At 62.6% G+C, this 25,600-nt stretch carries 22 protein-coding genes; 7 read left to right on the forward strand and 15 right to left on the reverse strand.

The features are described from left to right. Positions 1-78: 78 nt before the first annotated feature. Entirely contained in the window at positions 79-405 is a 327-nt protein-coding gene (gene trxA, locus IEX85_RS20950; RefSeq protein ID WP_188862582.1) for a thioredoxin TrxA, read from the reverse strand. A gap of 293 nt (positions 406-698) precedes the next feature. Here trxA and IEX85_RS20955 point away from each other — a divergent pair, with 293 nt between their 5' ends. Beyond that, on the forward strand, positions 699-2,213 hold the full coding sequence (locus tag IEX85_RS20955; RefSeq protein ID WP_188862583.1) for a Ppx/GppA phosphatase family protein: 1,515 nt from the start codon (positions 699-701) through the stop codon (positions 2,211-2,213). Positions 2,214-2,376: 163 nt separating this feature from the next. Here IEX85_RS20955 and IEX85_RS20960 read toward each other — a convergent pair whose 3' ends face one another. The 4 genes from IEX85_RS20960 to yrfG all read right to left on the reverse strand — a co-directional run bounded on the left by IEX85_RS20960 (position 2,377) and on the right by yrfG (position 6,274). Next, positions 2,377-3,924, reverse strand: a complete 1,548-nt coding sequence (locus IEX85_RS20960; RefSeq protein ID WP_188862584.1) for a phosphoenolpyruvate carboxykinase — start codon at positions 3,922-3,924, stop codon at positions 2,377-2,379. 168 nt (positions 3,925-4,092) lie between these two features. Further along, positions 4,093-4,965 carry an Hsp33 family molecular chaperone HslO gene (gene hslO, locus IEX85_RS20965; protein WP_188862585.1) on the reverse strand — a complete coding sequence of 291 codons (873 nt, stop codon included), beginning with the start codon at positions 4,963-4,965 and terminating at the stop codon, positions 4,093-4,095. A 205-nt stretch (positions 4,966-5,170) separates the two neighbouring features. Beyond that, on the reverse strand, positions 5,171-5,566 hold the full coding sequence (hslR, locus tag IEX85_RS20970) for a ribosome-associated heat shock protein Hsp15 (RefSeq protein WP_188862586.1): 396 nt from the start codon (positions 5,564-5,566) through the stop codon (positions 5,171-5,173). Positions 5,567-5,605: 39 nt separating this feature from the next. Then, the gene (gene yrfG / locus IEX85_RS20975) at positions 5,606-6,274 is read right to left on the reverse strand and encodes a GMP/IMP nucleotidase (protein WP_188862587.1); all 669 of its coding nucleotides are present in this window, start codon (positions 6,272-6,274) and stop codon (positions 5,606-5,608) included. A 97-nt stretch (positions 6,275-6,371) separates the two neighbouring features. Here yrfG and nudE point away from each other — a divergent pair, with 97 nt between their 5' ends. After that, positions 6,372-6,935 carry an ADP compounds hydrolase NudE gene (gene nudE, locus IEX85_RS20980; RefSeq protein WP_188862588.1) on the forward strand — a complete coding sequence of 188 codons (564 nt, stop codon included), beginning with the start codon at positions 6,372-6,374 and terminating at the stop codon, positions 6,933-6,935. Positions 6,936-6,973: 38 nt separating this feature from the next. On the opposite strand, the gene IEX85_RS20985 is transcribed toward nudE, so the two are convergent. Beyond that, complete coding sequence (locus IEX85_RS20985; RefSeq protein ID WP_188862589.1) at positions 6,974-8,419, reverse strand: vanadium-dependent haloperoxidase; 1,446 nt, start codon at positions 8,417-8,419, stop codon at positions 6,974-6,976. Positions 8,420-8,780: 361 nt separating this feature from the next. On the opposite strand from IEX85_RS20985, the gene IEX85_RS20990 reads away from it, so the two are divergent. Then, positions 8,781-9,365: a superoxide dismutase gene (locus IEX85_RS20990; protein WP_188862590.1), complete on the forward strand. Its 585-nt coding sequence runs from the start codon at positions 8,781-8,783 to the stop codon at positions 9,363-9,365. A 382-nt stretch (positions 9,366-9,747) separates the two neighbouring features. On the opposite strand, the gene IEX85_RS20995 is transcribed toward IEX85_RS20990, so the two are convergent. Further along, positions 9,748-10,386: an arylesterase gene (locus IEX85_RS20995; RefSeq protein WP_188862591.1), complete on the reverse strand. Its 639-nt coding sequence runs from the start codon at positions 10,384-10,386 to the stop codon at positions 9,748-9,750. Here IEX85_RS20995 and IEX85_RS21000 point away from each other — a divergent pair. Beyond that, entirely contained in the window at positions 10,385-11,083 is a 699-nt protein-coding gene (locus tag IEX85_RS21000; protein ID WP_188862592.1) for an ABC transporter ATP-binding protein, read from the forward strand. The genes IEX85_RS20995 and IEX85_RS21000 overlap by 2 nt on opposite strands. Next, positions 11,080-13,542, forward strand: a complete 2,463-nt coding sequence (locus IEX85_RS21005; protein ID WP_188862593.1) for an ABC transporter permease — start codon at positions 11,080-11,082, stop codon at positions 13,540-13,542. The genes IEX85_RS21000 and IEX85_RS21005 overlap by 4 nt, the downstream gene beginning before the upstream one ends. 49 nt (positions 13,543-13,591) lie before the next feature. Here IEX85_RS21005 and IEX85_RS21010 read toward each other — a convergent pair whose 3' ends face one another. Then, entirely contained in the window at positions 13,592-17,008 is a 3,417-nt protein-coding gene (locus tag IEX85_RS21010) for a DUF748 domain-containing protein (RefSeq protein ID WP_188862594.1), read from the reverse strand. Between the two features lie 154 nt (positions 17,009-17,162). On the opposite strand from IEX85_RS21010, the gene IEX85_RS24160 reads away from it, so the two are divergent. Then, positions 17,163-17,288, forward strand: coding sequence for a hypothetical protein (locus tag IEX85_RS24160; RefSeq protein ID WP_268238107.1), 126 nt, complete (start codon positions 17,163-17,165; stop codon positions 17,286-17,288). Positions 17,289-17,356: 68 nt separating this feature from the next. Here the strand turns inward: IEX85_RS24160 and rpiA are convergent, their stop codons facing one another. Continuing rightward, positions 17,357-18,028: a ribose-5-phosphate isomerase RpiA gene (rpiA, locus tag IEX85_RS21015; protein ID WP_188862595.1), complete on the reverse strand. Its 672-nt coding sequence runs from the start codon at positions 18,026-18,028 to the stop codon at positions 17,357-17,359. A gap of 205 nt (positions 18,029-18,233) precedes the next feature. On the opposite strand from rpiA, the gene ilvA reads away from it, so the two are divergent. After that, positions 18,234-19,754 (forward strand): threonine ammonia-lyase, biosynthetic, encoded by a 1,521-nt coding sequence (gene ilvA, locus IEX85_RS21020; protein ID WP_188862596.1) that lies wholly within the window; start codon positions 18,234-18,236, stop codon positions 19,752-19,754. Between the two features lie 404 nt (positions 19,755-20,158). Here ilvA and IEX85_RS21025 read toward each other — a convergent pair whose 3' ends face one another. The 6 genes from IEX85_RS21025 to IEX85_RS21050 all read right to left on the reverse strand — a co-directional run bounded on the left by IEX85_RS21025 (position 20,159) and on the right by IEX85_RS21050 (position 25,395). Beyond that, positions 20,159-20,464, reverse strand: a complete 306-nt coding sequence (locus IEX85_RS21025) for a hypothetical protein (RefSeq protein WP_188862597.1) — start codon at positions 20,462-20,464, stop codon at positions 20,159-20,161. A 303-nt stretch (positions 20,465-20,767) separates the two neighbouring features. Then, positions 20,768-21,082 (reverse strand): hypothetical protein, encoded by a 315-nt coding sequence (locus IEX85_RS21030; RefSeq protein ID WP_188862598.1) that lies wholly within the window; start codon positions 21,080-21,082, stop codon positions 20,768-20,770. Between the two features lie 182 nt (positions 21,083-21,264). Continuing rightward, positions 21,265-21,765 (reverse strand): hypothetical protein, encoded by a 501-nt coding sequence (locus IEX85_RS21035; RefSeq protein ID WP_188862599.1) that lies wholly within the window; start codon positions 21,763-21,765, stop codon positions 21,265-21,267. A gap of 184 nt (positions 21,766-21,949) precedes the next feature. Then, positions 21,950-23,566, reverse strand: coding sequence for a TRAP transporter large permease (locus IEX85_RS21040; RefSeq protein ID WP_188862600.1), 1,617 nt, complete (start codon positions 23,564-23,566; stop codon positions 21,950-21,952). A gap of 17 nt (positions 23,567-23,583) precedes the next feature. Then, complete coding sequence (locus IEX85_RS21045; RefSeq protein WP_188862601.1) at positions 23,584-24,261, reverse strand: TRAP transporter small permease; 678 nt, start codon at positions 24,259-24,261, stop codon at positions 23,584-23,586. A 138-nt stretch (positions 24,262-24,399) separates the two neighbouring features. Next, positions 24,400-25,395, reverse strand: a complete 996-nt coding sequence (locus IEX85_RS21050; RefSeq protein WP_188862602.1) for a TRAP transporter substrate-binding protein — start codon at positions 25,393-25,395, stop codon at positions 24,400-24,402. Between the last annotated feature and the right edge of the window lie 205 nt (positions 25,396-25,600).

A 25,600-nucleotide genomic window follows, 5' to 3' on the forward strand; every position in this document is an offset into this window, starting at 1 on the left:
GAATCGCGACTGTCCAGACTGGAGGGAAAGAAAATACCCGGCCGGGGGTGGACGGCTTCCTTCCCTCCTCTCCTGTTATCAGAGGTTGGCGTCGATGAAGGCCGCCAGCTGAGACTTCGACAGGGCACCGACCTTGGTGGCTTCGACGTTACCGCCCTTGAACAGCATCAGGGTCGGGATACCGCGAATACCGAATTTCGGCGGAGTCTCATTATTCTCATCGATGTTGAGCTTGCAGACTTTCAGCTTGCCTTCGTAATCCTTGGCAATCTCTTCCAGCACCGGGGCAATCATCTTGCAGGGACCGCACCACTCAGCCCAGTAATCAACCAGTACCGCGCTCTCTGCTTTGAGCACTTCCTCTTCGAAAGATGCATCGGTGACGTTAACGATGTTTTCGCTCATTGGGTTCTTTCTCCAAACACACAGGGTGCGTTCTGATTAGCGCTTTTGTGGAAATCGCGGGCTGGAACCTCCTGCAATCAGGGCTCGATACACCGCGACCTCGTCAACTGGATGACGATGATACCATTGCGCCGAAAAAAAAGTGAACTCTGCGGCCAATTCGCGACCAGTTGCATCGACTGGCGCGACAAAATACTCTGACAGGCTACTGAACCAACCGGCGTATTAATTCTGCAACACTCGATTAATACTCTTTATCGATTTTGGTTAAGGGAATGTAACAGGCCAGCACTATGAATGACGCACCGGACTCCGCTCTACCTGTTCAGAAGCCCTCCGAACTTGCCGCCATAGACCTGGGTTCCAACAGCTTTCACATGGTGGTTGGACAACTCCGGGATGGCGAGTTCAAACCGCTCGATATCATGTCCGAGAAAGTGCAGCTGGCGGCCGGCCTGGACGCCGACAAACGGCTCAGCGAGGCGGCCCAGCTGCGTGGTCTGGAGTGCCTTGCCCGCTTCGCTCAGCGCGTGCGTGACCTTCCGCGGCAGTCGGTGCGCATCGTCGGAACCAACGCCCTGCGCGAGGCGGTCAACCGGCGCGAGTTTCTGGAGCGCGCCGAAGAGGTGCTGGGTACGCCGCTGGAAGTGATATCGGGCCGCGAGGAAGCGCGCCTGATTTACCTCGGCGTTTCGCAGTCGCTGCCACCGGTCGACGGCCGACGGCTGGTGATCGATATCGGCGGCGGCAGCACCGAATTCATCGTCGGCCGCGGCGTCGCTCCACGCGAACTGGAGAGCCTGGAGATGGGGTGCGTAAGCTTCACCCAGCGCTTTTTCGCCAGCGGCGATATCAGCGAAGAAGCCTTCCAGAAGGCGACCTACGCCGCCCTTCGCGAACTGCTGTCGATCCAGAAACGTTACCGGCGCCTCGGCTGGTCGCACTGCGTCGGCTCATCCGGCACCATCAAGGCGATACGCAACGCCTGCGTCAGCCTGGGCTACACCGAAGAACGTATCAGCGCCCAGGCGCTGCACAAGCTCAGGCAGCGTATTCTCGGCTACCGCAGAGTCGACGAAATAACGGAAGTGAAGCTCGAACGCCGGCCCGTGCTGCCGGCGGGCCTGGCCATCCTCTGCGCCGCCTTCGACTCTCTGGGGATAGACGAAATGGAATATTCCGACGGTGCTCTGCGCGAGGGACTGCTGTACGAAATGGTCGGCCGGCTGCACCATGAAGACATCCGTGAACGCAGCCTCGATGCCCTGACGCGCCGCTACCACGTCGACCGCCACCAGGCCGAACGGGTGGAACGAACCGCGCTCAGGGCGCTGGATCAGCTCCAGGCGCCCTGGCAGCTGGACCAGCCCCATCAGCGCCAGATGCTGCGCTGGGCCGCCGCCACCCACGAGGTCGGGCTGTCGCTGTCTCACTCGGGCTACCACAAGCACAGCGCTTACCTGCTGCAGTACTCCGACATGGCCGGATTTACCGACCTCGACCGCCTGCAACTGGCGCTGCTGGTGCGCAGCCACCGCCGCAAGATCCCCAAGGACGAGTTCAAGCTGCTGCCCAAGAGCAAACAGGAGACCTGTCGCCGCCTGACCGTGCTGCTGCGCCTCGCGGCCCTGCTGCACCGCAACCGCAGCAGCGCCCGCCTGCCCGAGTTTCGCCTCGAGTTCGCCGCCAAACGCCTGTACCTGAGCTTCCCCCGCGGCTGGCTCGATAACCACCCGCTCACCAAGGCCGACCTCGAGCAGGAAGCCGACTATCTCAAGGCATTCAATCTCAAGTTGCAGGTGGCGTAACGGGCCGCCCGGCATACAGGGTGACGGGTGACGGGTGACGGGTGACGGGTGACGGGTGACGGGTGACGGGTGACAAGTTACGCGTAACGATCTTTCAGATCCAAAAAACCCGCAGAGACTCAGGTCACTGCGGGTTTTTTTAGCCTGTACAGCGCTTAAAGCCTTACTGCTTCGGGCCTGCCGCGACGATCGACTCGGACACGCCTTCGAACTTCTTGAAGTTCTCGACGAACTGACCGATCAGGTCCTTGGCGGTGGCGTCGTAGGCGCCCTTGTCGCTCCAGGTGTTGCGCGGGTTCAGCAGCTTGGTGTCGACGCCCGGTACCGACTTCGGCACCTCGAGGTTGAGCCCTTCCAGTGACTCGGTCTCGATATCGACCAGAGCACCGCTCTGGATTGCCGAAATGATGCTGCGGGTAGTCGGAATGCTGAAACGCTCGCCGCTACCGTAGGAACCGCCGGTCCAGCCGGTGTTGACCAGGTAGACGCGGGAGCCGAACTCCTCGATACGCTTGATCAGCAGGTCCGCGTAAACGCGGGCCGGGCGCGGGAAGAACGGCGCGCCGAAGCAGGTGGAGAAGGTCGACTTGATGCCGGGACCTGCGCCAACTTCGGTCGAACCCACCAGCGCGGTGTAACCGGACAGGAAGTGATACGCCGCCGCTTCCTTGCTCAGGATCGACACCGGCGGCAGTACGCCGGTCAGGTCGCAGGTCAGGAAGATAATGGCGTCCGGCTCATCGCCCATGTTGGTGGCGGAGCGCTTTTCAACGTGCTCGAGCGGGTAGGCGCAACGGCCGTTTTCGGTCAGCGATACGTCGTTGTAGTCGGCGTGGCGCTTGCCGTCCAGCTTGACGTTTTCGACGATGGCACCGAAACGGATAGCGTCCCAGATGATCGGCTCGTTCTTCTTGCTCAGGTTGATGGTTTTGGCATAGCAGCCGCCTTCGATATTGAAGACGACGCCCTTGCCCCAACCGTGCTCGTCATCGCCGATCAGGTAACGTTCAGGGTCGGCCGACAGCGTGGTCTTGCCGGTACCGGACAGGCCGAAGAACAGAGTGGTGCTGCCATCTTCGCCGATATTGGCCGAGCAGTGCATCGGCAGGACATCCTTTTCCGGCAGCAGGAAGTTCTGCACCGAGAACATCGCCTTCTTCATTTCACCGGCGTAACGCATGCCGGCGATCAGCACCTTGCGCTTGGCGAAGTTGAGGATGACGCAGCCATCGGTGTTGGTGCCGTCGCGCTCCGGATCGCAAGGGAAGCCGGCGACATTGAGGATCTGCCACTCTTCCTTGGACTTGGGATTGTAATCGTGCGGACGGATGAAAAGATTCTGGCCAAAGAGATTCTGCCACGCAGTCTCGGTGGTCATTTTGACCGGCAGGTAGTGGCTGTGGTCGGCCCCGACGTGGACGTGGGAGACGAAGCTCTCGCGGCCGGCCAGGTAGTCCTCAACGCGCTCCCAGAGGGCATCGAATTTGTCCGCGTCGAACGGACGGTTGATATTGCCCCAGTCGATCTCGTCAGCGGTACTCGGTTCCTTGACGATAAAACGGTCCATCGGCGAGCGCCCGGTGCGCTTACCAGTGGTGACGACAAGCGCGCCGGTGTCGGCCAGCTGGCCCTCACCACGTGCGATTGCCTGTTCAACCAGTTCCGCCCGGCTCAGGTTGAGGTGTACGGTATTCTCAGTTTCTTTGGTCATTACTGGATTCCCTTGGCATAGGCGCCAATAACGTTACCTGTCTTGCAGATGAAAGACCCTAGTGCGCGCCCCTTTCGCTTTATCGTGCTTTTTCAGGGGAGGCGAATTATCGCACAAAAATTAACAGCCTTACCACCGGTCCTCGGGCCGTGCCCTCCCGCGCCCGGTTTAGTGCAACTGATCCGAGCGCGGAACATTGGCAGAATTGGAAAACATGGTTCGGATATCGGCCGCGTCGAAACCGTAATGCTGGTTGCAGAACTGACAGCTGACACCCACTTCGCCCTCCTCCTCGACGATCGCCAGCAGCTCTTCCTCGGTCAGGAACTGCAGGGCGTTGCCGCTGCGCTCGCGGCTGCAATCGCAGTGAAAACGCATCTTTTCCGCTTCGAACAGGCGGCAGTGTTCCTCGTGGAACATCCGGTACATCAGCGTTTCGTTGTCCAGCTGCAGCAGCTCCTCGGCCGCGAGCGTCGCTCCCAGCTGACTGATATGCGACCAGTCCTCCTCGCCGGTTCCGGCCGCCGGCATGACCTGCAGCAGAAAACCCGCCGCACGCTGGCCGTCCGCCGCCAGGTGCACCTGCGTCGGCAGCTGTTCCGACTGGCCGAAGTATCCCTCCAGGCAGCTCGCCAGCGTATCGCCCTCGAGCGGCACCACGCCCTGATAGCGGCGTCCCTGATCCGGCTCGATGGTCAGCGCCAGGCGGCCATTCTTGAGCAGCTGAGAGAAAGGCACGTCCTCGGGGACCTCGCCTTCAAAGCGGGCCAGCGCCCTCAGGTCGTGCTGATGGCTGCACTCCGCCATCAGCATCGACAGCGCGCCGTCACCGGCCGCCTGCAGTACCAGCCGTCCGTCGAACTTCAGCGTCGAGGCAAGCAGACTGACCGCCGCCAGCATTTCACCGAGCACACGCTGCACCACCGGCGGATAGTCGTGGCGCTCGAGCACCTGCAGGTAGGATTCTTCCAGGCCCACCAGGACGCCACGGATATCGAGTTTCTCAAACAGCACACGCTGTATCTGATCGGGATTGCTCATCGGTATTCATCTCACGGGAGGGCACTGGCAACCGCCGCGCCGGCAGGTAACGTTTGGAGGGGAGTTTAACATGTATGGAAAGGGGGTAGGATGGGTGAAGCCGCCACGGGCACGGCATTATATACCTGAGTGGTGGTCACCGGCGGCGTAACCCATCATTGGCCCGACTGATCAATGCAAGTGCCTGCCTGGCAGCCCAAGGCCATTACCATTGGTCCTTGAAACCGCGGATCTGGCGCCGGTCCTTCTTGTTGGGCCGGTGGCGCGGATTAAGACTGCTGCCGCCAAGCGCCTTGCGTTCCGCTGCGGCTTTCTCGCGCCGCTCGATGCTGGCTTCGGTTTCGCGGTACAGCAACTGCGCTTGCGGAGCGCCGCGACGCTGATCGGAGACTTGCAGCACCTCGACCTCCCGCTCGTCGAAGCCTTGGCGAATCTGCAGCAGCGCGCCGACTTCGACGATCTTGCTGCACTTGCTGCGCTGGCCGTTGTAATGCACCTTGCCGCCTTCGATCATGTCCTTGGCGATCGCGCGGGTACGGTAGAACCGGGCCGCCCAGAGCCATTTGTCCAGCCGGACCTTGTCTTCTCGGGACTCACTCATCGAACTGAAAACCTTTTGAATCGGGTAACGGGACGGTTGTCACTGCCCGCCACCGTCAACGGGAAAGAGATCGTCGAAACTGTCGATGGCCCGGAACTCATCGATGCTGCGCGGCGCCGCCTGGCTGTCGGGCTGCACAATCGACAGCAGATAACCGATACCGTACCGCTGCGCCGACCGCAGCACCGGCAGGCTGTCATCCACCAGCAGGGTTCTGGCGGGATTGAACGGTTCGATTTCCTGCAGCCGCTGCCAGAAAGCCACATCTTCCTTCGGCAGCCCGAAGTCGTGCGAGCAGACGATGGCGTCGACCCGCTGGTCGAGGCCGGTTTCCTGCAGTTTGAGACCGAGGCTGCCGCGGTGGGCATTGGTGACGATGACCGATCGCATGCCCTGCCGACGCAGCCGCACAAGAAAGTCTTTCACCTGCGGCCGGAAGGCAATGCGCCCGGCGACTTCGTGCTTGAGCGCGGTGATATCGACCCCCAGCTGCTCGCTCCAGTAGTCGAGGCAATACCAGTTGAGCGTGCCCTGCTCGCGTATGATACGCTGATGCAGCCATTCCCGGGCCGCCTGCGGTTCCAGCTGGTGCAGCTCGGCGTAGCGCTGCGGCAGATGCTCGAGCCAGAAGTAGGAATCGAAATGAAGATCCAGCAGGGTGCCGTCCATATCGAGCAGGACGGTATCGATATTGCGCCAGTCAAGCATTGGGCGGTGATATCCGGGTCAGTGTACAGCTTTGGAACCTGCAAGCTTTACACCACTGTAACACCAGAGACGCTTGGCAGATTCCCGGAGATTCAGTATGCCCGTAAAGCCTGAGATTTTGAAGGTTTCCACCGTCGCGCGCAGCCGCCTCTTCCATGTCGAGACGCTGCAGCTGCGCTTTTCCAACGGTGTCGAACGCACTTACGAGCGGCTTGCCAGCCGGGGCCGCGGCGCGGTGATGATCGTGCCGGTACTCGAGTCCGGCGAGGTGATCCTGATCCGCGAATACGCCGCCGGTCTCGAGGATTACACCCTGACCCTCCCCAAGGGACTGATCGATCCGGGCGAAAACGCCCAGCAGGCGGCTCACCGGGAGTTGCAGGAGGAAGCGGGGTTCGGCACCCGCCGGCTCGATCATCTCAAGCAGATGACCGGCGCGCCCAACTATATGGGCCATCGCATGGAGGTACTGCTGGCACGGGACCTGTACCCGAGCCGCCTCGAAGGAGACGAGCCCGAGCCGCTGGAGCTGGTGCACTGGCCGCTGGCGGATCTCGAGACGCTGATTGAGCGCGAGGAGTTCAGCGAGGGACGCGCCATCGCCGCCCTGTATATGGCGCGCACCTTTCTCGGCAAAGAGCCCGGCGACCAAAACCGCTGACCCGGCCGCCGCCGGCATTGCGCCGGCGGCGGCTCTGGTCACTCGGAAACGCCACTCAGCAGCTGCATCATATAGTCGTAGGCCAGACCGCCGATCTCATTCCCCACCGCCTGGCCGGCGGTGATCGACGCCTGGAAGTGCACCCCGCCCCAGAGCCGGCTCTGGCCGCAGTCGCGCTCGAACTGCGTCCAGGTCGGAAACTCTATCGCCAGCGGCGCCTGCGGCGTAACGCCAGGCTCGACCAGCGAGGTGCCCGCAGCCACCGGGATCGCCCAGCCCAGATCATCGTCTCCCAGATAAAGCCTGCTCGCCTCGGCATGGGCGGCGCAGAAGCTCGCCGAGGCCGACGGGTACTCCGGATGGTCGGCGACCTTAAGATAGCTGGTCCACTGCGATGCCGGCAGCTCGTCCACCGTGCCCATGCCCGGGCCGCCCCAGGCCGTCACCGGCCGGTCGCCGTAGAGGTAGCGGATGGCGCTGAAGGGCCGCACCGCGTCATAGCGGTGCTTCTCGTTCCAGATCGCGATCGCGGTGTCGAATGCCGCCATATTGGTGACGAAGTCGTACTGTACCAGTTGCTCCAGCGACAACCCCCGGGTCTGGGATGCGAAAAGCGCCGAAAAGCCGAGGCTGCGCAGCTTGTCGTCGAACAGCTCGGCGGTCATTTTCTGCAGGTCGGTCAGGTTTGCCGAAACCGCCAGCACCTCGTCCGCCTGGGCCCGGTACGCCTGCCGGTGACTGGCGTTGCTGGCGAAGGGGACCGGCGTCTGGAACACCTGCGGGTTGTCGTAGGAATAGGGTTCTGTCTTGCGCAGCTGTGGCGTGACGAACTGCTGCACCCGGAAAATGCCGCTGCCGGAGGTCACGATCGCCGGTTGCCAGCGCGACGGGTTGCGCAACTCGTAGGCGCTGTTGACCGGAGCGTATCCGGTGTAGTCGGCATAGGGCTGGCGATTGTAGGTGCGGCCACCCTCGTCACCCAGCTGATTCATGCCGTCGCGCTCCCGCGCCGCAGCAACGGCCATCCCCGCAAGGTTGCCAATACCGATCGGGGTGTTCGGGTCCTGGCTGTCGTCGTCCGGGTCGAGACCGGCCCCGATCAACATCGCGTCCCAGGTTGCCTTGTGCTGCGGCAGCAGACTGTTGAGTACGCGGTAGGAGGCGTAAATAATCGCGACATTGCGGTTGGCATCCGTTGCCGCTTCCGGTGCCTGGCGCGGCAGGTTCGAATAGGCGCCGACAGCGGTCGGGTGGTAGGGCGCGATGGCGTCGAACCAGCTGTTGGTGACCAGCGTGGTGATTCGCAGCACCAGCGGCGCGTCACCGGCGGTCGGCGAAACCGACCCGTATATGACGGGTATCACATTCGGAATCACGACCTCTGTCGGCGCCTTGCCGGTGTTAACGTCGAAAGCAAGACCTGGCTGCGCCTGCATACTGCCGGCCAGCACCAGCAGGCAAGCTGCGCTGCGTAAGGTTTTCATCTGCAGTACCTCCATGATTCGTCAAAGGGTCCGGCCAAGACGCTCCGGCACCCTGAAACCGCACGGAGTCGCTACTGCATTGCCCGGGGGCGGTCCCGAGAGCCTGTCGGCACCCTGCCCGCGCCGGCCACGACCCGCTTGCAGACGGCTGATCGGCGGTCATGGCTCTTAAGCAGACTAGCCTGCCCCAGGCGGCTGTCAAACGGCTGTTTGCACGCCGCCACAGGGCTCTGTAACGGCGCGCAGCAACGGCGAAAGCCACTACTTTTTGTCCCATGAAAAGGCCGGACAAGGGTGCTATAGTCTCTGCTCTGCCGAATCGACAGCTCGACAAATGTCGAATTTAAAAAGGGGATTACTTATGAGCTTTGAACTACCGCCGCTGCCTTACGCCAAAAACGCTCTCGAGCCGCACATCTCCGAAGAGACCCTGGAATACCATCACGGCAAACACCACAACACCTACGTGGTCAAGCTGAACGGTCTGGTACCGGGCTCCGAGTACGAAGGCAAGTCGCTGGAAGACATCATCAAGTCCGCTCCGGCCGGCCCGGTTTTCAACAACGCCGCGCAGGTCTGGAACCACACCTTCTACTGGCACTGCCTGTCGCCGAACGGCGGTGGTGAGGCCAAGGGCGCCGTGGCCGACGCCATCAACGCCAAGTGGGGCTCCTTCGAGAAATTCCAGGAAGAGTTCAACGACAAGGCCGTCAACAACTTCGGTTCCTCCTGGACCTGGCTGGTCAAGAACTCCGACGGTTCCCTGGAAATCGTCAACACCAGCAACGCCGCCACGCCGATGACCTCCGGCCAGACCGCACTGCTGACCGTCGACCTGTGGGAACACGCCTACTACATCGACTACCGCAATGTGCGTCCGGACTACCTGAAAGCCTTCTGGGCGCTGGTCAACTGGGACTTCGTCAACGCCAACCTGGCAGGCTAAGCTTCAGTCGACAGTATGAAAAAAGGCACCTCCGGGTGCCTTTTTTGTATCTGTTCGCAGATTAGCGTGAAACCAGGGGCCAAAAGCAGGATAGGTGGAGCCGCATTGGCACCCTGCTTAACGCTTTCAGCGAGGTTGACGCGGCGCAACTACTGGGGCCTGTGGGAATCCTGATATTGCAGGAGCAAATATCAGGGAACCCATCAAGGAATCAGCTACATGCATAGTGCCGAACCGACGCCCAAGATGGGTTGCACGACGCCCTCGCCGCAGCAGTGACGGATACGCCGTACCGAGCGTCGCTCCACCCATCCGATTTACGTTTTTCCCGGTTCTGCTTGCCGCTGTCGCGAAGGCCGGCAAAGGCTACGCCTTAAAGCTTTCAATCCGCCTGCGTTACGCCTGTCGCCGCCTCCGGGACCGGCAACAGCGGCTCCAGGTGCGGCCAGACGTTCTCCAGCAGGCGGGGCTGGGCAGCGGCGTTCGGGTGCAGACCGTCGTCCTGCATCAGTTCCGGCTCCAGGGCCACGCCTTCCAGCAGGAAGGGAACCCTGGGCACCCCATAGGACTCTGATACTTCGGCAAAAAGCGCGTAAAAGCCCTGGCTGTAGCGGGGGCCGTAGTTGGGTGGCAGGTGCATGCCGATCATCAGCACCTGCGCGCCTGTCGACTGGCTGCGACTGATCAGCTGCTCGAGGTTCTGCCGTATAGCAGGCAACGGGGTACCGCGCAGACCATCGTTGGCGCCGAGCTCGACCAGCACCAGCGCCGGCCGGTGACGCTCGAGCAGATCCGGCAACCGCGTAAGCCCCCCCTGGGTGGTCTCGCCGCTGATGCTGGCGTTGACGACCTCGGTGCCGGGCAGGCTTTGGTCGAGGCGCTGCTGCAGCAGCGCCACCCAGCCCTGACTGGCCGGCATACCATAGGCGGCGGACAGACTGTCGCCAAGAACCAGTACCGACTGCGCCGAACCGATGGCCGGCGTCAGCAACAGGAACAACATACACACAAGGCGGAACATGGACATTCCTCATCCAGACCAGGTAGTCGTTTCGGCCCGTAGGGTCGGCAAAAAGTTCCATACCCAGGCCGGAGAGCTCAAGCTGTTCGAGCAGCTGGACCTCGAGGTCAGCCGGGGCGAGAGCGTTGCCATTATCGGCCCCTCCGGGGCCGGCAAGTCAACCCTCCTGAGTCTGCTGGCCGGCCTGGACCAGCCCAGCAGTGGCGAGATCCGGCTGTCCGGCCACGACCTGGCACAGCTCAGCGAAAGCGACCGCGCCCTGCTGCGCAGCCGGTCGGTGAGTTTCGTGTTTCAGTCATTTCATCTGCTGCCCGAGCTCAGCGCCCTCGACAACGTATGCCTGCCGCTGGATATACGCGGCGACCGGAACGCAGCCGACACCGCCCGGCAATGGCTCGAGCGGGTGGGCCTCAGCGACCGGGCCGATCACCTGCCCGCGCAGCTGTCCGGAGGCGAACAGCAGCGCGTGGCCATCGCCCGCGCCTTCGCCACCGGCCCCGAGATCCTGTTCGCCGACGAACCGACCGGCAACCTCGACAGCGATACCGGTGCCGGGATCGTCGACCAGCTGTTCGCGCTCAACGCGCAGCAGGGTACCACCCTGATCCTGATCACCCATGATGCCCAGCTGGCCGACCGCTGCAGCCGGCGCCTGCGGCTGCGCCAGGGGCAGCTGCAGGAGGTACAGCCGGCATGAACAGCATCGTGCTGAATCTCGCCCGCCGCCAGGCACGGCGCAGTCTGCGCAGCCCGGAGTGGCGAGCCTTGCTGGCCGCGCTGCTGGTCGCCATCACGCTGATCTCGCTGCTGACCCAGCTCGGCGACCGTCTCGAGCAGAGCCTCAACCGCCGCACCGCGGAACTGCTCGGCGCCGACCTGGTGCTGCGCTCCGAGGAGCCGGTGAACATAGCCGCCGACACCGGGGTGCGCAGCAGCCGGGTGGCGCAGTTCCCGACCATGATCGAGGCCGGCGACGAGATGCTGCTGACCTCGGTGCGCGCGGTCGACGCTCCTTACCCGTTACGCGGCGAAATCATCACCGAGCCGGCGCAGCACCCGGCGATTCCGGAGCCCGGCACCGCCTGGGCCGAACCGCGGGTGTTCGAGATGCTGCAGGTCGAACCGGGCGACAGCATCCAGCTCGGCTACAGCGAGCTGCGCCTGACACACCGGCTGATCAGCTCCCCCGACCGCGGCAGCGGCTTTCGCGCCTTCAGCCCCGGGCTGATCATGCGCGCCAACGAACTCGACGCCACCGGGGTGATAGCACCGGGCAGCCGGGTGCAGTACCGCCAGCTGTTCGCCGGTCCGGCTGCCGCGATTGCGGCGCTGGAGCAGACGCTTTCGGCGAACCTGCGCAGCGACCAGCGTCTGTATTCGCTGAATTCCGATCAGCCGATGACCGGACGCGCGCTGCGCAACGCCGAGCTGTACCTGCGACTCAGCGCGCTGTTCGCGCTGCTGCTGGGCGCACTGACGATTACCCTGAGCCTGCGACGCTACAATGCCGCCCAGCACGCCAGGGCCGCGCTGCTGCTGAGCCTCGGCCTCGACAGCCGCAAGCTGCTGGGGCTCTACGCCTACCAGCTGCTGTTCGGCTGGGTCGCCTGCGCGCTGACCGGCACCCTGCTGGCGGTCGCGCTGCAGCAACTGCTGGTCGGCCTGGTCGGCGACCTGCTACCGCAACCGGTGCCGCAGGCCGGCTTCGCCTCCATTGCCAGCGGCGCGCTTATCGGCCTGCTACTGCTCGCCACCCTGGGGCTGCCGGCCTTTTACCGTCTCAGCCGGGTGTCGGTGGCGGCGCTGTTTCGCGAAACCCGACTGCCGTCGGGCTCCCGGATCAGGCTGACCTACCTGGTCGGCCTGCTGCTGCTGGCGGCGCTGATGAGCCTGTACGTCGACTCGGTCGCCATGGCGGTGATGCTGCTGGGTACCCTGACCCTGAGCGGCCTGATGGTCGGCCTGGCCGTGCAGTGGCTGCTGCAGCGCCTGGCGACAGCGCTGCGCGAACGGCTGCGCCTGGGCCGGCTGCTGGCACTGCGGGTGCGCCAGCAGCGCCGTTGGCACCGCCTGCAGGGGGCCACCATGACGCTGCTGCTGACCCTGATGGCGACCCTGCTGATCGCCCGCGGCGACCTGCTGCAGCAATGGCGCAGCCAGTTCCCGCCCGACACGCCGAACTATTTTCTGATCAATATCCAGCCCTGGGAGCGCGAGCGGCTCGACAGCTTCCTGGCCGGGCAGGAGCTTACGCCAACCCTCTATCCGATGGTGCGGGGCCGCATCACCAGCCGCAACGGCACGCCACTGGCCGAGTTGTCACTGAGCGAAGAGCAGCGACGGCACAACGCCCTGCGCCGCGAGCTGAACCTGACCTGGAGCGGGTCACTGCCGGACAACAACGCCCTGCCGGAAGGAGACTGGTGGCCGCCGGATACCTCCGACGCCGCGCTGATATCGGTGGAGCAGGATCTGGCCACCGCGCTCGGCGTCGGTCTGGGAGACCGGGTCGGCTTCCAGATCGGCGCCCAGGAGATAGAAGCGCGGGTCAGCAGCATCCGCACGGTTGAATGGGAATCCTTCCAGCCCAACTTTTACGTTATTTTCTCACCCGGCGCCCTGGACCGGATGCCCGCGACCTACATCACCGCGATGCGACTCGACGGCGATCAGCGCGGGCTGGCCCGGGTGCTGCTCAAGGAGTTTCCGACGCTGACCCTGATCGATATCGACCAGTTGCTGAACCAGGCGCAGTCTCTGATCGAACGCCTGATCGACAGCTCCAGCCTGATCCTGCTGCTGACTCTGCTGGCCGGCCTGCTGCTGTTGCTGGTGACGCTGATGCAGGAACTGGAACGGCGACGATACGAAAGCGCGCTGCTGCAGACACTCGGCGCCTCGCCGCGCCAGAGCCGCCAGCTGGACCTGCTGGAGCTGCTGTGCCTGGGACTGATCTGCGGCCTGCTGGCGGCGCTGTGCAGCGAGGCTGTACTGGCGCTGATCCATACCCGGATGCTGCAGGCGCCTGTCACCCTGCACCCCTTGAGCTGGCTGCTGCTGCCGCCGCTGTCCGCGCTACTGTTTCTGGCCCTCGGCGCCCTGGTACGCCGGCCGCTGGACCAGGCGCGCTGTTTCGGCTTGCTGAAGGCGGGCTAGCACCATCAACAGGTCCCGCGCGATCGCGCGGGACCTGTTCAGGACTGCCTTAGAATCCGAGGAACACCACCGGTTCGGCGTCGGGTTTATCGAGCGTCAGGCGGGAGAAACACAGAAACAGCCGTTCGCCATCCACCTGATCGTCGAGGTAATCCTTGACCGCCGCAGCGCGGGCATCCGCGAGCTTCTGCAGCCGGTTTTTCAGTTCCGTCTGCACATCGGCCTCCTCCGGCGACTGACGGGCCTGCTGGATCTCCGCCCGCAACTCCGGCTCGAGCACGCCACGGTCGCTGAGCACGGCCTGACCACAGAGGTTCAGCCGCAGAGTTTCGCGTTCCTTGAGCAGGCCGGCGATCTTGTTCAGATAGTCGTCCGAGGCAGTGCCAAGCTCGGCGCTGCCCGGCTCGAACGGGATCGGTTCCAGCTCGATGGCACTGCCGCTCCTGCTGGCATCGGCCGCCATCCCGGCCAGCGTGATCAGCGCACCGTAAGGCTGCAGCGCGTTGCTGAGAAATCCCATCGCCGCGGTCTTGACGCCTTTCTCGACGATGATGTTGATCACGCTCTGGTAACCGAAATCGGGACTGTCGAGCGAACCGCTGATCGGCACGTCGAGCTCGATGTTCTGATCATCGTCCTGCAGCACGGCCAGAGCGGTCTCCAGCGGCATCGACAGCTGCTGGGTGAGCTCGGCGCTGCGTTCGGCGTCGATCCGGTTCACCGCGACCCGGTTGAGCCGGATGTTGTTGGTACCATCGAGCTGACGGTCGGTGAGACTGCCTTTCGCCTCGACAGACAGCTGACCGCTGTCGATGTAGTAGCCTGTGTAGCGAATGCTGTAGGGGCTGATGAACGGCAGCTCGACGCCTTTCAGGGTCGCCTGCCACTCGCCGTCGCTGACACCGCCGATCAGGTTCACCGCCCCGGAGGCATCCAGCTCGCTGAACTCGTTGATACGGGCCTTGAGCTCGAAGGGACTGGGCTCGGTATTGAGGCTGCCGATACGCTCCACCTGGAACCGGCTGATGTCCATATCGGTCGTGAATTCGGGGTCGGTGGAGGCGTCTTCGAAGTTGATCTGGTTTTCACCGCCAAGCTCCAGCCGGTCGACCTGCCATGCCAGCGCCGAATCCGTTTCGGCACCCGCCGAAGCGGCTGCCCCCTGCCCGCGGGCCTCACCGCCGCCACCGCTAACCTCGTCGAGCACCGCCGTCAGCACATTGATATCCACCGGCAGCCCCTCCTTGTCGAGGCGGATCAGGGAACTGCTGTCGCTGAGGGTCAGGCGCGAAATCCGGGCCTGCTTGCCGTTTTCGAACTGCAAACCGCTGAGCCGGATCTGGCCGACCCTGGTCAGGGGCTGCTTGCCGGCCTGCGCCACCCGAAGCCCCTCCAGGCGCAACGCCTTCAGATCCAGATTCTGCGAGGCCTGCAGGCTGAGGCTTTCCAGGTTCAGAGCCTTGAAGGTTGCCAGAGGATAACCGCCCTGCCCCCCCTTGACGTCCAGCCCGCTGGCCGCGAAAGCCGGAACCTCGGCATCGAAGGCCGCCAGATCCGGGCTCTCGAGCTGCAGACTGCCACTGAGCGATGCCAGGCTCGCATTCAGCCGCTTTGGCTGACTGAACGCCAGCGTCGAAGCCGCGAGATTGCCCTCGGCCGAAAGGCTCTGCTGCACCAGCCGCGTTCCGCCCTGCCAGCTCAGCTCGCCAAGCGACGCCTCGAACTGGGGCGACTGCGCACTGAGGGTGGCCGCCTGCAGTGTGCCGTTGGCCTCGAGCTGTCTGGCCGCCTCGGGCAGATGCAGCTTCACCGATCCGGACCAGCCCAGCGATGCCAGCCCCGCCTGCAGTTGCTGCGCCGACAGCTGCAGGCGCGGCGTTCCGAAATTCAGATCCCCCGACAGCGCCAGATCCTGCGGCGCGCCGGCGCCGAAAGACAGATCCAGGTCGCCGTCCCAGCGCCCCTGCTGCAAACCCACCTGGCCGGTTCCCGGCAGGCTCAGCTGCGTGTCGCCAAGCCCGAGGCCGCCGCTGGCCTGAAGGCCCGAGGGCGCCCCTTCGGCGAGTGCCAGCGCCAGGCGTCCTTTCCAGTTCAGGCGGGCCAGAGTGCCATCGATTGTCTCCGGCAGGTTGACGCGGTTGCCATCGAGCGCCAGATCCCCGTCCAGCTCGACACTGGCAGGCGCACCACTGGCGAATTCAAGCCCGATGTCTCCGTTCCAGCCGAACCGCTCGAGGCCCGCATCGAGCCCGGACGCCTGTCGAACGGCCGGCTGTGCGATCTCGACGGCAGCCGTCATCGTCAGCGCCTGTGGCAGTGCGCCGGAATCGAACGTCAGAGCCAGGTCGCCATTCCAGCTCAGGTTTTCCAGCCCCGTATCCAGACCGGAAGTCTGAGCGAAACGCGGTTGTTGCAACGCCAGCTCCCCCTTCATCGTCAGCGTCTGGGGCAGCGCGCTGCTGGCAAAGTCCAGATTGAGGTCGCCATTCCAGCTGAATTGCTGCAACTTAGCCTCAAGCTGCCCGGGCTGCTCAAGCGTCAGCGGCGCTACCGCAATGGCTCCGGTCATGTTCAACCGGTGCGGCAGCAACCCCTCGAGCTCCAGGCCGATCTCGCCATCCCAGCTCAGACTCTGGTTGTCGAGCTTCAAGGTTTCACTGTCGTAACTGAGATTGTCCAGACGGATCTGGCCTTTGGGCTGCACGCTGCCGTCGCTGCCGATCAACTCCGCGGAGAGGCTCAGCTGGAATGAAAGCTCTGCGCTTAGCCCGGGCACGAAGGCCGCAGTGACCGACTCGATCGGGAAACCCTGCAGTGCCAGCTGCATCTCGGAGGTCTTGTCGGCCGGCAGCGGCACCGACTCGGTATCGAGATCCAGCGGGGCGCCGTTCAGACGCCCCTGCAGGCGCAGCCGGCTGCGCTCCTGGTCGCGCCACTGGTAGAGTTCGTTCAGCTCGGCGAGGGTCAGCTCGAGGTGATGCGACTGGTCGGGCAGTTCGGTACGCCAGTCGAAGCGGTCGATACGGACCCTGTCGATACCGAAGCGCCAGGCCGTCGGTTCAGCGGACCCGGCTTCGCTGTCTTCGGGCTCCTCCGCCGGTCCCTGCAAAGCGGTGACATTGACCGGACCGAACCAGAGCTGGTCATCGCGCAGGCGCACCCCGGAATCGACGTCCGCCAGTGACAGCTCGCTGACCAGCAGGCGCTGATCGAACAACGCTGAAAGGTCGATATCCAGTACCAGCTTGCCGATATCGAGCGGCAGACGGCCCGGCGCCCGGGCGTACAGGCGGTCCACTTCGACCCGGCCCCGCCACCACTTGAGCTTCAGCGCCTTGAGACCCGCGTCCTCGGCCCCCTGCTGATGCAGCCAGATGACCGCCTGATCCCTGACGATATAGGGCGCGGTCTGCAGTATCAGCAGCAGCCCCAGAAATATCCCCAGTCCCCACTTGATCGCTTTCATAGCCCTGTGGTCCGTCAATTCCTTGCAGTTCACTGAGTATAGCTACGGGTGAGGCGGCGGATTGGAGCTGTGCAGGGAATAGCCGGCCTTTGGCTTTGCTGGTAAAATCCCGGCCTTTCTATGCTGTTCAACAACTATTATCAGGGTGAAAATCATGGCTCAGCACGACGCGAACTTCCGCGATCCTGCCGGCTTCGGCTGGCTTTTCGTTAATATCCTGGCACTGCTCTGGATCACCATGCCGGTCAGCATTGCACTGACCAAGATCGTGCAGTGGTAAGCGAAATCACGCGACAGGCTTGAGGCTGCAAGCGACAAGCCTGTTATGGCGCCCGCTGGGCGCCTCCTTTACGGCAACACCTTCTCGACGCCGTTCTCCGTTCCCATCAGCACCACATCGGCGCCACGACGGGCAAAAAGGCCGTTGGTGACAACGCCGACGATATTGTTCAGTTCTGCCTCGAGCGCCTTGGGCTCTCGGATCTCCAGGTTATAGACATCCAGGATCAGGTTGCCGTTATCGGTGACGAAACCCTCGCGCAACTCCGGCTGCCCACCCAGTTTCACCAGTTCCCGCGCCACCAGCGAACGTGCCATCGGAATCACCTCGACCGGCAGCGGAAAAGCCCCCAGCACATCCACCCGCTTGGAGGCATCGACGATGCAGACGAACTCCTTGGCCGCCGCAGCGACGATCTTCTCCCGCGTCAGCGCGCCGCCACCACCCTTGACCAGGTTGAGGCCGGCATCGAACTCGTCGGCGCCATCGATGTAAAGGTCGAGGCCGGATACGCTGTTTAGGTCATAGACCGGGATACCGTGCCCCTTCAGCCGCTCGGCGGTGGCTTCGGAGCTGGCGACGGCACCATCGAAGAGGTGCTTGAGCTCCGCCAGGGCATCGATAAAGAAATTGGCGGTCGAGCCGGTGCCCACACCGACAATCGAATCGGCACTGAGCCGGCTCCTGATCAGCTCCACGGCCGCCTGCGCGACCGCCTTTTTCATTTCATCCTGCGTCATCCGCTTCAATCCGTCTGCCTGAATAGAGCCGGCGGCAACTGCCGGCCAGAGTGTTTCGTTTACGCTGCGCCCGCCATCGGGCGCGCAAATTATACGCATAGCGCCCGTGCGCTTGTAGACGAAAGCAATGTCAGCTTATACCATTTCCTGCTATTTGCAGCGGCGGTCCGGCTGCTGTGCGATCCAACGAAAGGCTTCCCCCCCTATGGCGCACCCTTACATCAAGAAGATTCTCGAAGCGCGCGTTTACGACGTCGCGATAGAAACTCCGCTGGACCATGCCCGCAGCCTGTCGGAGCGGTTGGGCAACCGGGTAATGCTGAAACGCGAAGACCTGCAACCGGTTTTCTCGTTCAAGCTGCGTGGCGCCTACAACAAGATGGCGCAGCTCAGCGAGGACGAAAAGGCACGGGGCGTGGTCACGGCATCTGCCGGCAACCACGCCCAGGGACTGGCCTTCTCGGCGCGTCACATGTCGGTCAAGGCGACCATCGTGATGCCCAAGACCACGCCGGAGATCAAGGTCAGCAACGTCAAGGCCATGGGCGGCAAGGTGGTGCTGCACGGCGACAGTTTCGAGGAAGCCAAGTCGCATGCCGAGAAGCTCGTCAGGGAAAAGGGACTGACCTACGTGCCTCCCTACGACGACCCCGACGTCATCGCCGGACAGGGCACCATCGGGATGGAGCTGCTGCATCAGGACAGCGGCCCGATCGAGGCCATCTTCGTGCCGGTCGGCGGCGGCGGTCTGATCGCCGGCATTGCCGTCTACGTCAAGTACCTGCGCCCGGACGTCAAGGTGATCGGCGTCGAGTGCGAGGATTCGGCCTGTCTCAAGGCCGCCTTCGAGGCCAATGACCGCGTCATCCTGCCTCAGGTGGGGATCTTCGCCGAAGGCGTTGCGGTGGCGCAGATCGGCGAGCATACCTTCGACATCGCCCGCAAATACGTCGACGAGGTCATCACCGTCACCGCCGACGAAATCTGCGCCGCGATCAAGGATATCTTCGACGACACTCGCTCGATCTGCGAACCCTCCGGCGCCCTCGGCGTCGCCGGCCTGAAGAAGTTCGTCGCCCGTGAGCGTTGCCAGGACAAGACGCTGATCGCGATCGACTCCGGCGCCAACGTCAACTTCGACCGCCTGCGCCATATCGCCGAACGCTCCGAGGTGGGTGAGCAGCGCGAAGCCATCATCGCCGCCAAGATTCCGGAGCGTCCGGGCAGCTTCCGCAAATTCTGTTCGGCACTGGGCAAGCGCAATATCACCGAGTTCAACTACCGTTACGGCGACGACAACGAAGCGGTCGTGTTCGCAGGCGTTACCATCAGCCCCGGCGGGCATGGCAGGGAAGCACTGCTGAGCGAGCTGCGCGAGCACCTCGAAGAAGTCATCGACCTGACCGACAACGAGATGGCCAAGCTGCACACCCGCTACATGGTCGGCGGCCACGCACCTGCCTCGGTCGACAATGAGGTCGTGTTCCGCTTCGAGTTTCCGGAGCGTCCGGGTGCCCTGATGAAGTTCCTGAGCAAGCTCGGCGGGCGCTGGAACATCTCGATGTTCCACTACCGCAATCACGGTGCCGCCTGGGGAAGGGTCCTGGTGGGCATGCAGGTGCCGCCGGAGGAGCATGAACAGGTCAAGAGCTTCCTGACCGAGATCGGTTACAGCTACTGGGAAGAAACCGACAATACCGCCTACCAGCTGTTTCTCGGCAGGTGACTGCGGGCGGTGAGTAGTGAGGCGTGACGCGTGAGGCCGTAGGATGGGTCAAGCGATGCAGCAGCACGGCTTCATCCCTTGCCTCGTCGCCCGGGCATCGTGGACCCATCATATCGATCGCCTTTCAGATCGATTGGTATCGGCTGGCAATGTACCGCCCCGAAACTCCCCCTTGTTGGGTTACGCGGCTTCGCCGCTAGACCCAACCTACATATCTTTCCTCAAGACCCATTCGCTCGCGGAGCGAGCTCCTACACGCCTATCGGCCGCCGCCCCTTACGCCTGACGCTTTACGCCTAACCACTCACCACTCACCACTCACCACTCACCACATACTACTGACCATCCAATAAAAAACCCCGCTGGACCAGGTCCAGCGGGGTTTTTCAATCAGCATACCGACGTTATGCCGTCAGTTTGCTGAGCTCTTCCGTTGCCGCGACACGGGCTTCGGTAGCAACAGCGGTGAAGGCATCGCCCTGCGACTTGAGCAGTTCGAACAGCGCCTTGCTGGACTCGATGTTGAACGCCATGACCTCATCGGGGGTTGTCAGTTTCTGGGCTTTTTCGGCTTCACCCTTGAAGAAGTTGGCCAGCTCGTCGCTGGACTTCTTCTGCAGCTCGATCGACTTGTTGATCGTACCCATCTGCAGATTCATCAGGGATTCGACCGCTTCGAATGACTTCTTGAAATTCAGACTAGCATTCATGGTTTCGCTCCTCCTGGTTTTTGTGCACTGCACAATAATTTCATTATACGTATAGAAAACAATCAGGCAAGAAATTTGTGCAATGCACAATAACGAGCGGTGTGTGGTGTGTGGTGTGTGGTGTGACCGCCAGGGATGGCGGAAGTTTGCAGGAGCAAATGCAAGAGGAGGCGTTAGGCAGTTTGAGTTGTGCCTGGATTCATCCGCAAACGCGGACTTGCGTCATTCCGGATCAGGGCCCCAAAAAACAAAACCCCGCAGGACCAGAGGTCCTGCGGGGTTCTCAGCTACGGCGACTGTCGATTACTTCTCGACGGTAGTCATCTTGCTGAATTCAGCGGTAGCCGCTTCACGCGCTTCGGTAGCGATGCTGGTGAAAGCTTCGCCCTGAGCCTTCAGCAGTTCGAACAGAGCCTTGTTGGCTTCGACGTTGAAGTTGATAACGTCTTCCGGAGACTTCAGCTCGCGAGCCTTCTCGACTTCGCTCTTGAAGAAAGCAGCCAGCTCTTCGCCGGTCTTCTTCTGCTGTTCAACGGATTTGGTGATCACAGATACCTGGATGTTCATCAGGGACTGGATGGTTTCGAACGGCTTCTGGAAATCTACTTTATCGATCATTTTCTCTTTCTCCCAAGTTGTTGTGCACTGCACAATTGAGGCCCATTATACGGTTTCGTCAGTCAGGATCAAGAGTTCTTTTGTGCGCTGCACAAAAAAAAAATTCCAGACCCCTTCAGGCCATGACCACCGCGATGATGGCAGTCTGCCATTGCGGTTTGATGACCCCCGGGTCCGCAGGCTCAGGGGGTTTCGGGAGAATGGGCGAAGCCCTGGCCAAAAAAGGCCCTGAAGGTGAAAAGCGACAGCGACACTATGCCCCACGCCAGGCCCAGGCAAACACCGGCATCGACGATGCCGCGCCAGGGCTGTTCCAGCTGGTGCACCAGAAGCACCAGGCAGAGGATTCCCAGCGACAGGCAGATGGTCACGATCTGGCGCCGGCGCTGCGCATGAAAGAATCCCATGCAGAACAGAGGCGCCAGTAACAGGCGGACCGGTGTGACGTTTTGCGACAGGTAGCGGATACGCGCCGCCACCCGTGGCGAGAAACCGCACTGAAAGCCACGGTAACCCTCGGCGAAGCCCATGAAAACCAGGCTGAATGCCAGCGCCGCCCAATGCTGCACCTGCAGCGGCTGACTGAACATCTGCAGACTGATCTGGCTGAGGCGATAGATGGCACTGCCGAAGATCAGCAGAATACCGGTATAACCCCAAATAGCGGCGATAGAACCCAACACTGTTACGGCTCCGTTTAGGTTGCGATGACGGAAAGGCCGGTATTATATCCCGGCGGTGCCTGTCCGGCGACCACCTGTCACCCCGACGGCACGCGGAGGGGTGAGGCGACACCGGCGCTTCGGCAACGCCTGAAAAAGCAAAAAGGCCGCTCGTTGGAGCGGCCCTGGCGTTGCAGAGTTCCCGTCAGGGGTTGACCAGTTCCGGTCCCATGATGCTGTACGGCAGCCAGGTCGACAGCGCCGGTACGTAGGTGACCAGGATCAGGAACACGAAGAGTACCGCCACGAATGGCATGGCGGCTTTCACCACGCGCGCCAGGCTCATTCCGGTGATACCCGAGGTCACGAACAGGTTCAGCCCGATCGGTGGCGTGATCATGCCGATCTCCATGTTCACCACCATGATGATGCCCAGGTGGATCGGATCGACACCGAGTTCCATCGCGATCGGGAACACCACCGGCGCCACTATGACCAGCAGACCGGAGGGTTCCATGAACTGGCCGCCGATCAGCAGCAGGATGTTGACCGCGATCAGGAAGGTGAACCAGTTGAAGCCGACGCCCAGCATCCACTCGGTGACGACCTGCGGAATGCGCTCGGAGGACAGGGTGTGGGCGAACAGCAGCGCGTTGGCGATGATGAACATCAGCATCACCGTGGTCTTGGTGCCCTCCAGCATCACCTTGCGGGTCTCGCTGCCGAACAGTGCCGGGAAGAAGGCCCGCGCCACCGCCACCAGGTTGCGCCGCCAGACCGGCAGCCCCGCCAGCAGACAGCGCAGCATCGACTCGTGCAGGTCGTGACCGCGTTTATAGATATAGAAGAAGGCGATGCCCAGCCCGATACCCAGCCCCCAGAGCGCCCGCTCGCCGGCGGTTACCGTCTCGCTGTCGGCGGTGGCGAAGAACGACATGATCATCCAGACGAGGAAGAAGGACACGCCATACACGCTGCCGTTGAAACCGACCCGGGCAACTGCGCCGTCCGATTCCAGCACCCAGGGTGTCTCTTTCAGCGGCCCCATGTCACGGTAGACAAAGAGCGCGATCAGCATCGAGTAGACCGCCGCCACCACGGCCGCCTCGGTCGGCGTGAAGACGCCGCCGTAGATACCGCCCATGATGATGACGATCAGGAACAGACCCCAGCCGGCCTCCTTGCCGCCGCGCACGATGGCGCCGAAGCCCTTCCAGGGTTCTGCCGGCAGGCCCTTGACCCGGGCCACCACGTAGATCGCCAGCATCAGCATGCCACCGGCCAGCAGGCCGGGAATGACGCCGGCCAGGAACATGCGGCCGACCGAAACGTTGGTCGATGCCGCATAGACCACCATCACGATGGACGGCGGAATCAGGATCCCCAGGGTACCGGCATTGGCGATGATGCCGGAAGCGAACTCCTTGGAGTAACCCACCTGACGCATGCCGGCAATGGCGATAGTACCGATCGCGACGACCGTTGCCGGAGACGAGCCGGACAGCGCCGCGAACATCATGCAGGCCAGCACCGATGCCATCGCCAGGCCGCCGCGGAAGTGCCCGACGCTGGCGATGGCGAAGTTGATCAGCCGCTTGGCCACGCCTCCGGTGGACATAAAGGCCGAGGCCAGAATGAAGAACGGGATCGCCAGCAGCGTATAGTGCTGACCGGCACCGAACAACGAGATCGCCACCGACGACAGCGAGTCGTGGGAAAAGAAGGTAATGAACAGGATGGACGACAGCCCCAGTGCGATACCCACCGGCAGGCCGATGAACAGCAGGCCCAGGACCATCGCGAACAATATGAGTGCTTCCACAGCAGTGCTCTCCGCTTTCAGTCCTTGAGGACGTTGAGGTTTTCGTCGACGAGATCCTTGGCCTCATGACCACTGATCAGCATCGGCCGTTCGTCGCGCCAGATATCGATGAATGCCTGCAGCGAGCGGTAGATCAGCAGTGCCAGGCTGATCGGCAGGATCACCAGCACCAGCCAGCGGTGCACCCGCGGCTGCAAGCCAAACGCTTCCTGCAGGAACTCGGGATAGCGCAGCTCCTCGGAACCGATGCCAATCTTGTACATCTTCGCCCAGTACTCGATGGCGCCACCCTTGACGTCGACGCCGAGCATCGCCAGCCAGGCCGAGTCGATCAGAATCAGGCCGTACATCAGCGTGGCGAAGGCACCGAACAGCGACAGCGCCTTGCAGACGCGGTGCGGCACCGCGTTGAGCACGATATCGACACCGAGGTGGATCCCGGTCTTGATGCCGTAACTCATGCCCAGCAGGATCAGCCAGGAAAAGGCCACGGTGTTGAACTCCAGCGCCGCGGACCAGCCGGTATTGAAGCCGTAACGCGCGATGACCTGACCGAAGGACACCAGCATGATGGCGCTGATGACCAGCACCAGCAGGTTTTCCTCGGCCTTTTCCATCGCGCGCGGAAACAGTTTTTCCAGGATCCAGAGAATCCCGATGAAGACCAGTAGATAAATATGCGGCCAGTAGTTCATGGCAACCACCATTGCGGACCGCACCTGTGGGTCCGCACCTTAGAATCGAAACAGGGATGGTGCACCGGCCCGTCCCTGATTCGATCCGGGGAGCGGGCCGGCGCTGGACGAGCCCGGAGTGCTCCGGGCAAGACGGGATCAGGCGCCGGCGGCGGCCTGGATCAGGTCAGAGCCGATCTCGTTCTCGAACTGCTCCCAGACCGGTTTCATGGCATCGACCCACTTCTGGCGCTGTTCGTCGCTCAGGGTATTGATCTTGCCGCCGGCATCGAGAATGTTCTGGCGGTTTTTCGCCTCTGCAACTTTGACCGCCTCGTTGGCTTCCTGGGTCACTTCGTCGGCGATCTGCATGAGCTTCTCACGCACTTCCGGATCCAGGCCTTCCAGGAACTCGGTGGAGGTCATGAACAGGTAGGCCAGCAGCTGGTGGTTGGTTTCGGTGATGCTGTCCTGCACCTCGAAGAACTTCTGGGTGTAGATGTTGGACCAGGTGTTTTCCTGACCATCGACAACGCCGGTCTGCAGCGCGCCGTACACCTCGGCGAACGCCATCGGCTGCGGCGATGCGCCCATCGCCTCGATCATCGCCTTGGCGACGTCGGAGGTCTGCACGCGGAACTTGAGACCGTTGGCGTCCGCCGGCTCGATCAGCGGCTTGTTGGCGGAGAAATACTTCATCCCGGACATCCAGTACCCCAGGCCGACAAAACCGACGTCTTGCATCTCGTGCAGCAGGCCCTTGCCCGCGTCGGTCTGGGTGAAGCGGATGGCAGCATCCATATCCTTGAAAACGAACGGCAGGTCGAAAACGCCGTACTTGGGCGTGTAGGAACCGAACTTCGACAGCGACGGCGCCAGGAACTGAACGTCGCCCAGCAGCAGCGCTTCGAGCTCCTTGCTGTCACCGAACAGGGTCGAGTTCGGGTAGACCTCGACGCAGAGCTTACCGTCCAGCTCATTGTTGACACGCTCGGCGAAGCGTTCGGCCGCGACAACCTTCGGATGGGTGGTGCCGCCGGTCACGTGACTGAACTTCGCCACGGTCTCGCCGCTGTCGCAGCCGGGGCCGGCGTAGGCGCCCGCAGCGGACAGGGACAGCGCCAGAGCAGAGAGGGTCAGGGTGAGCTTTTTCATGGTGTTGTATCTCCAGGTTTTTTGTTATGTGCTGCAGAGCAGCCGGTACCTGGAACTCTTTAAAGCACGCACTGTGCCAACACCGGCAAAAACCGCCATAAGCCCCGTATTCCGGGGCGATAAACGCAGCTTATGCAGCCGTCCCGGGCGCCTGGGCGACGTAAGTGGCGGATATTCCCCCATGCCAACAGTGCCAAATGGGTGG

This window comes from Marinobacterium nitratireducens (assembly GCF_014645375.1).
GTDB classification, from domain to species: domain Bacteria; phylum Pseudomonadota; class Gammaproteobacteria; order Pseudomonadales; family Balneatricaceae; genus Marinobacterium_A; species Marinobacterium_A nitratireducens.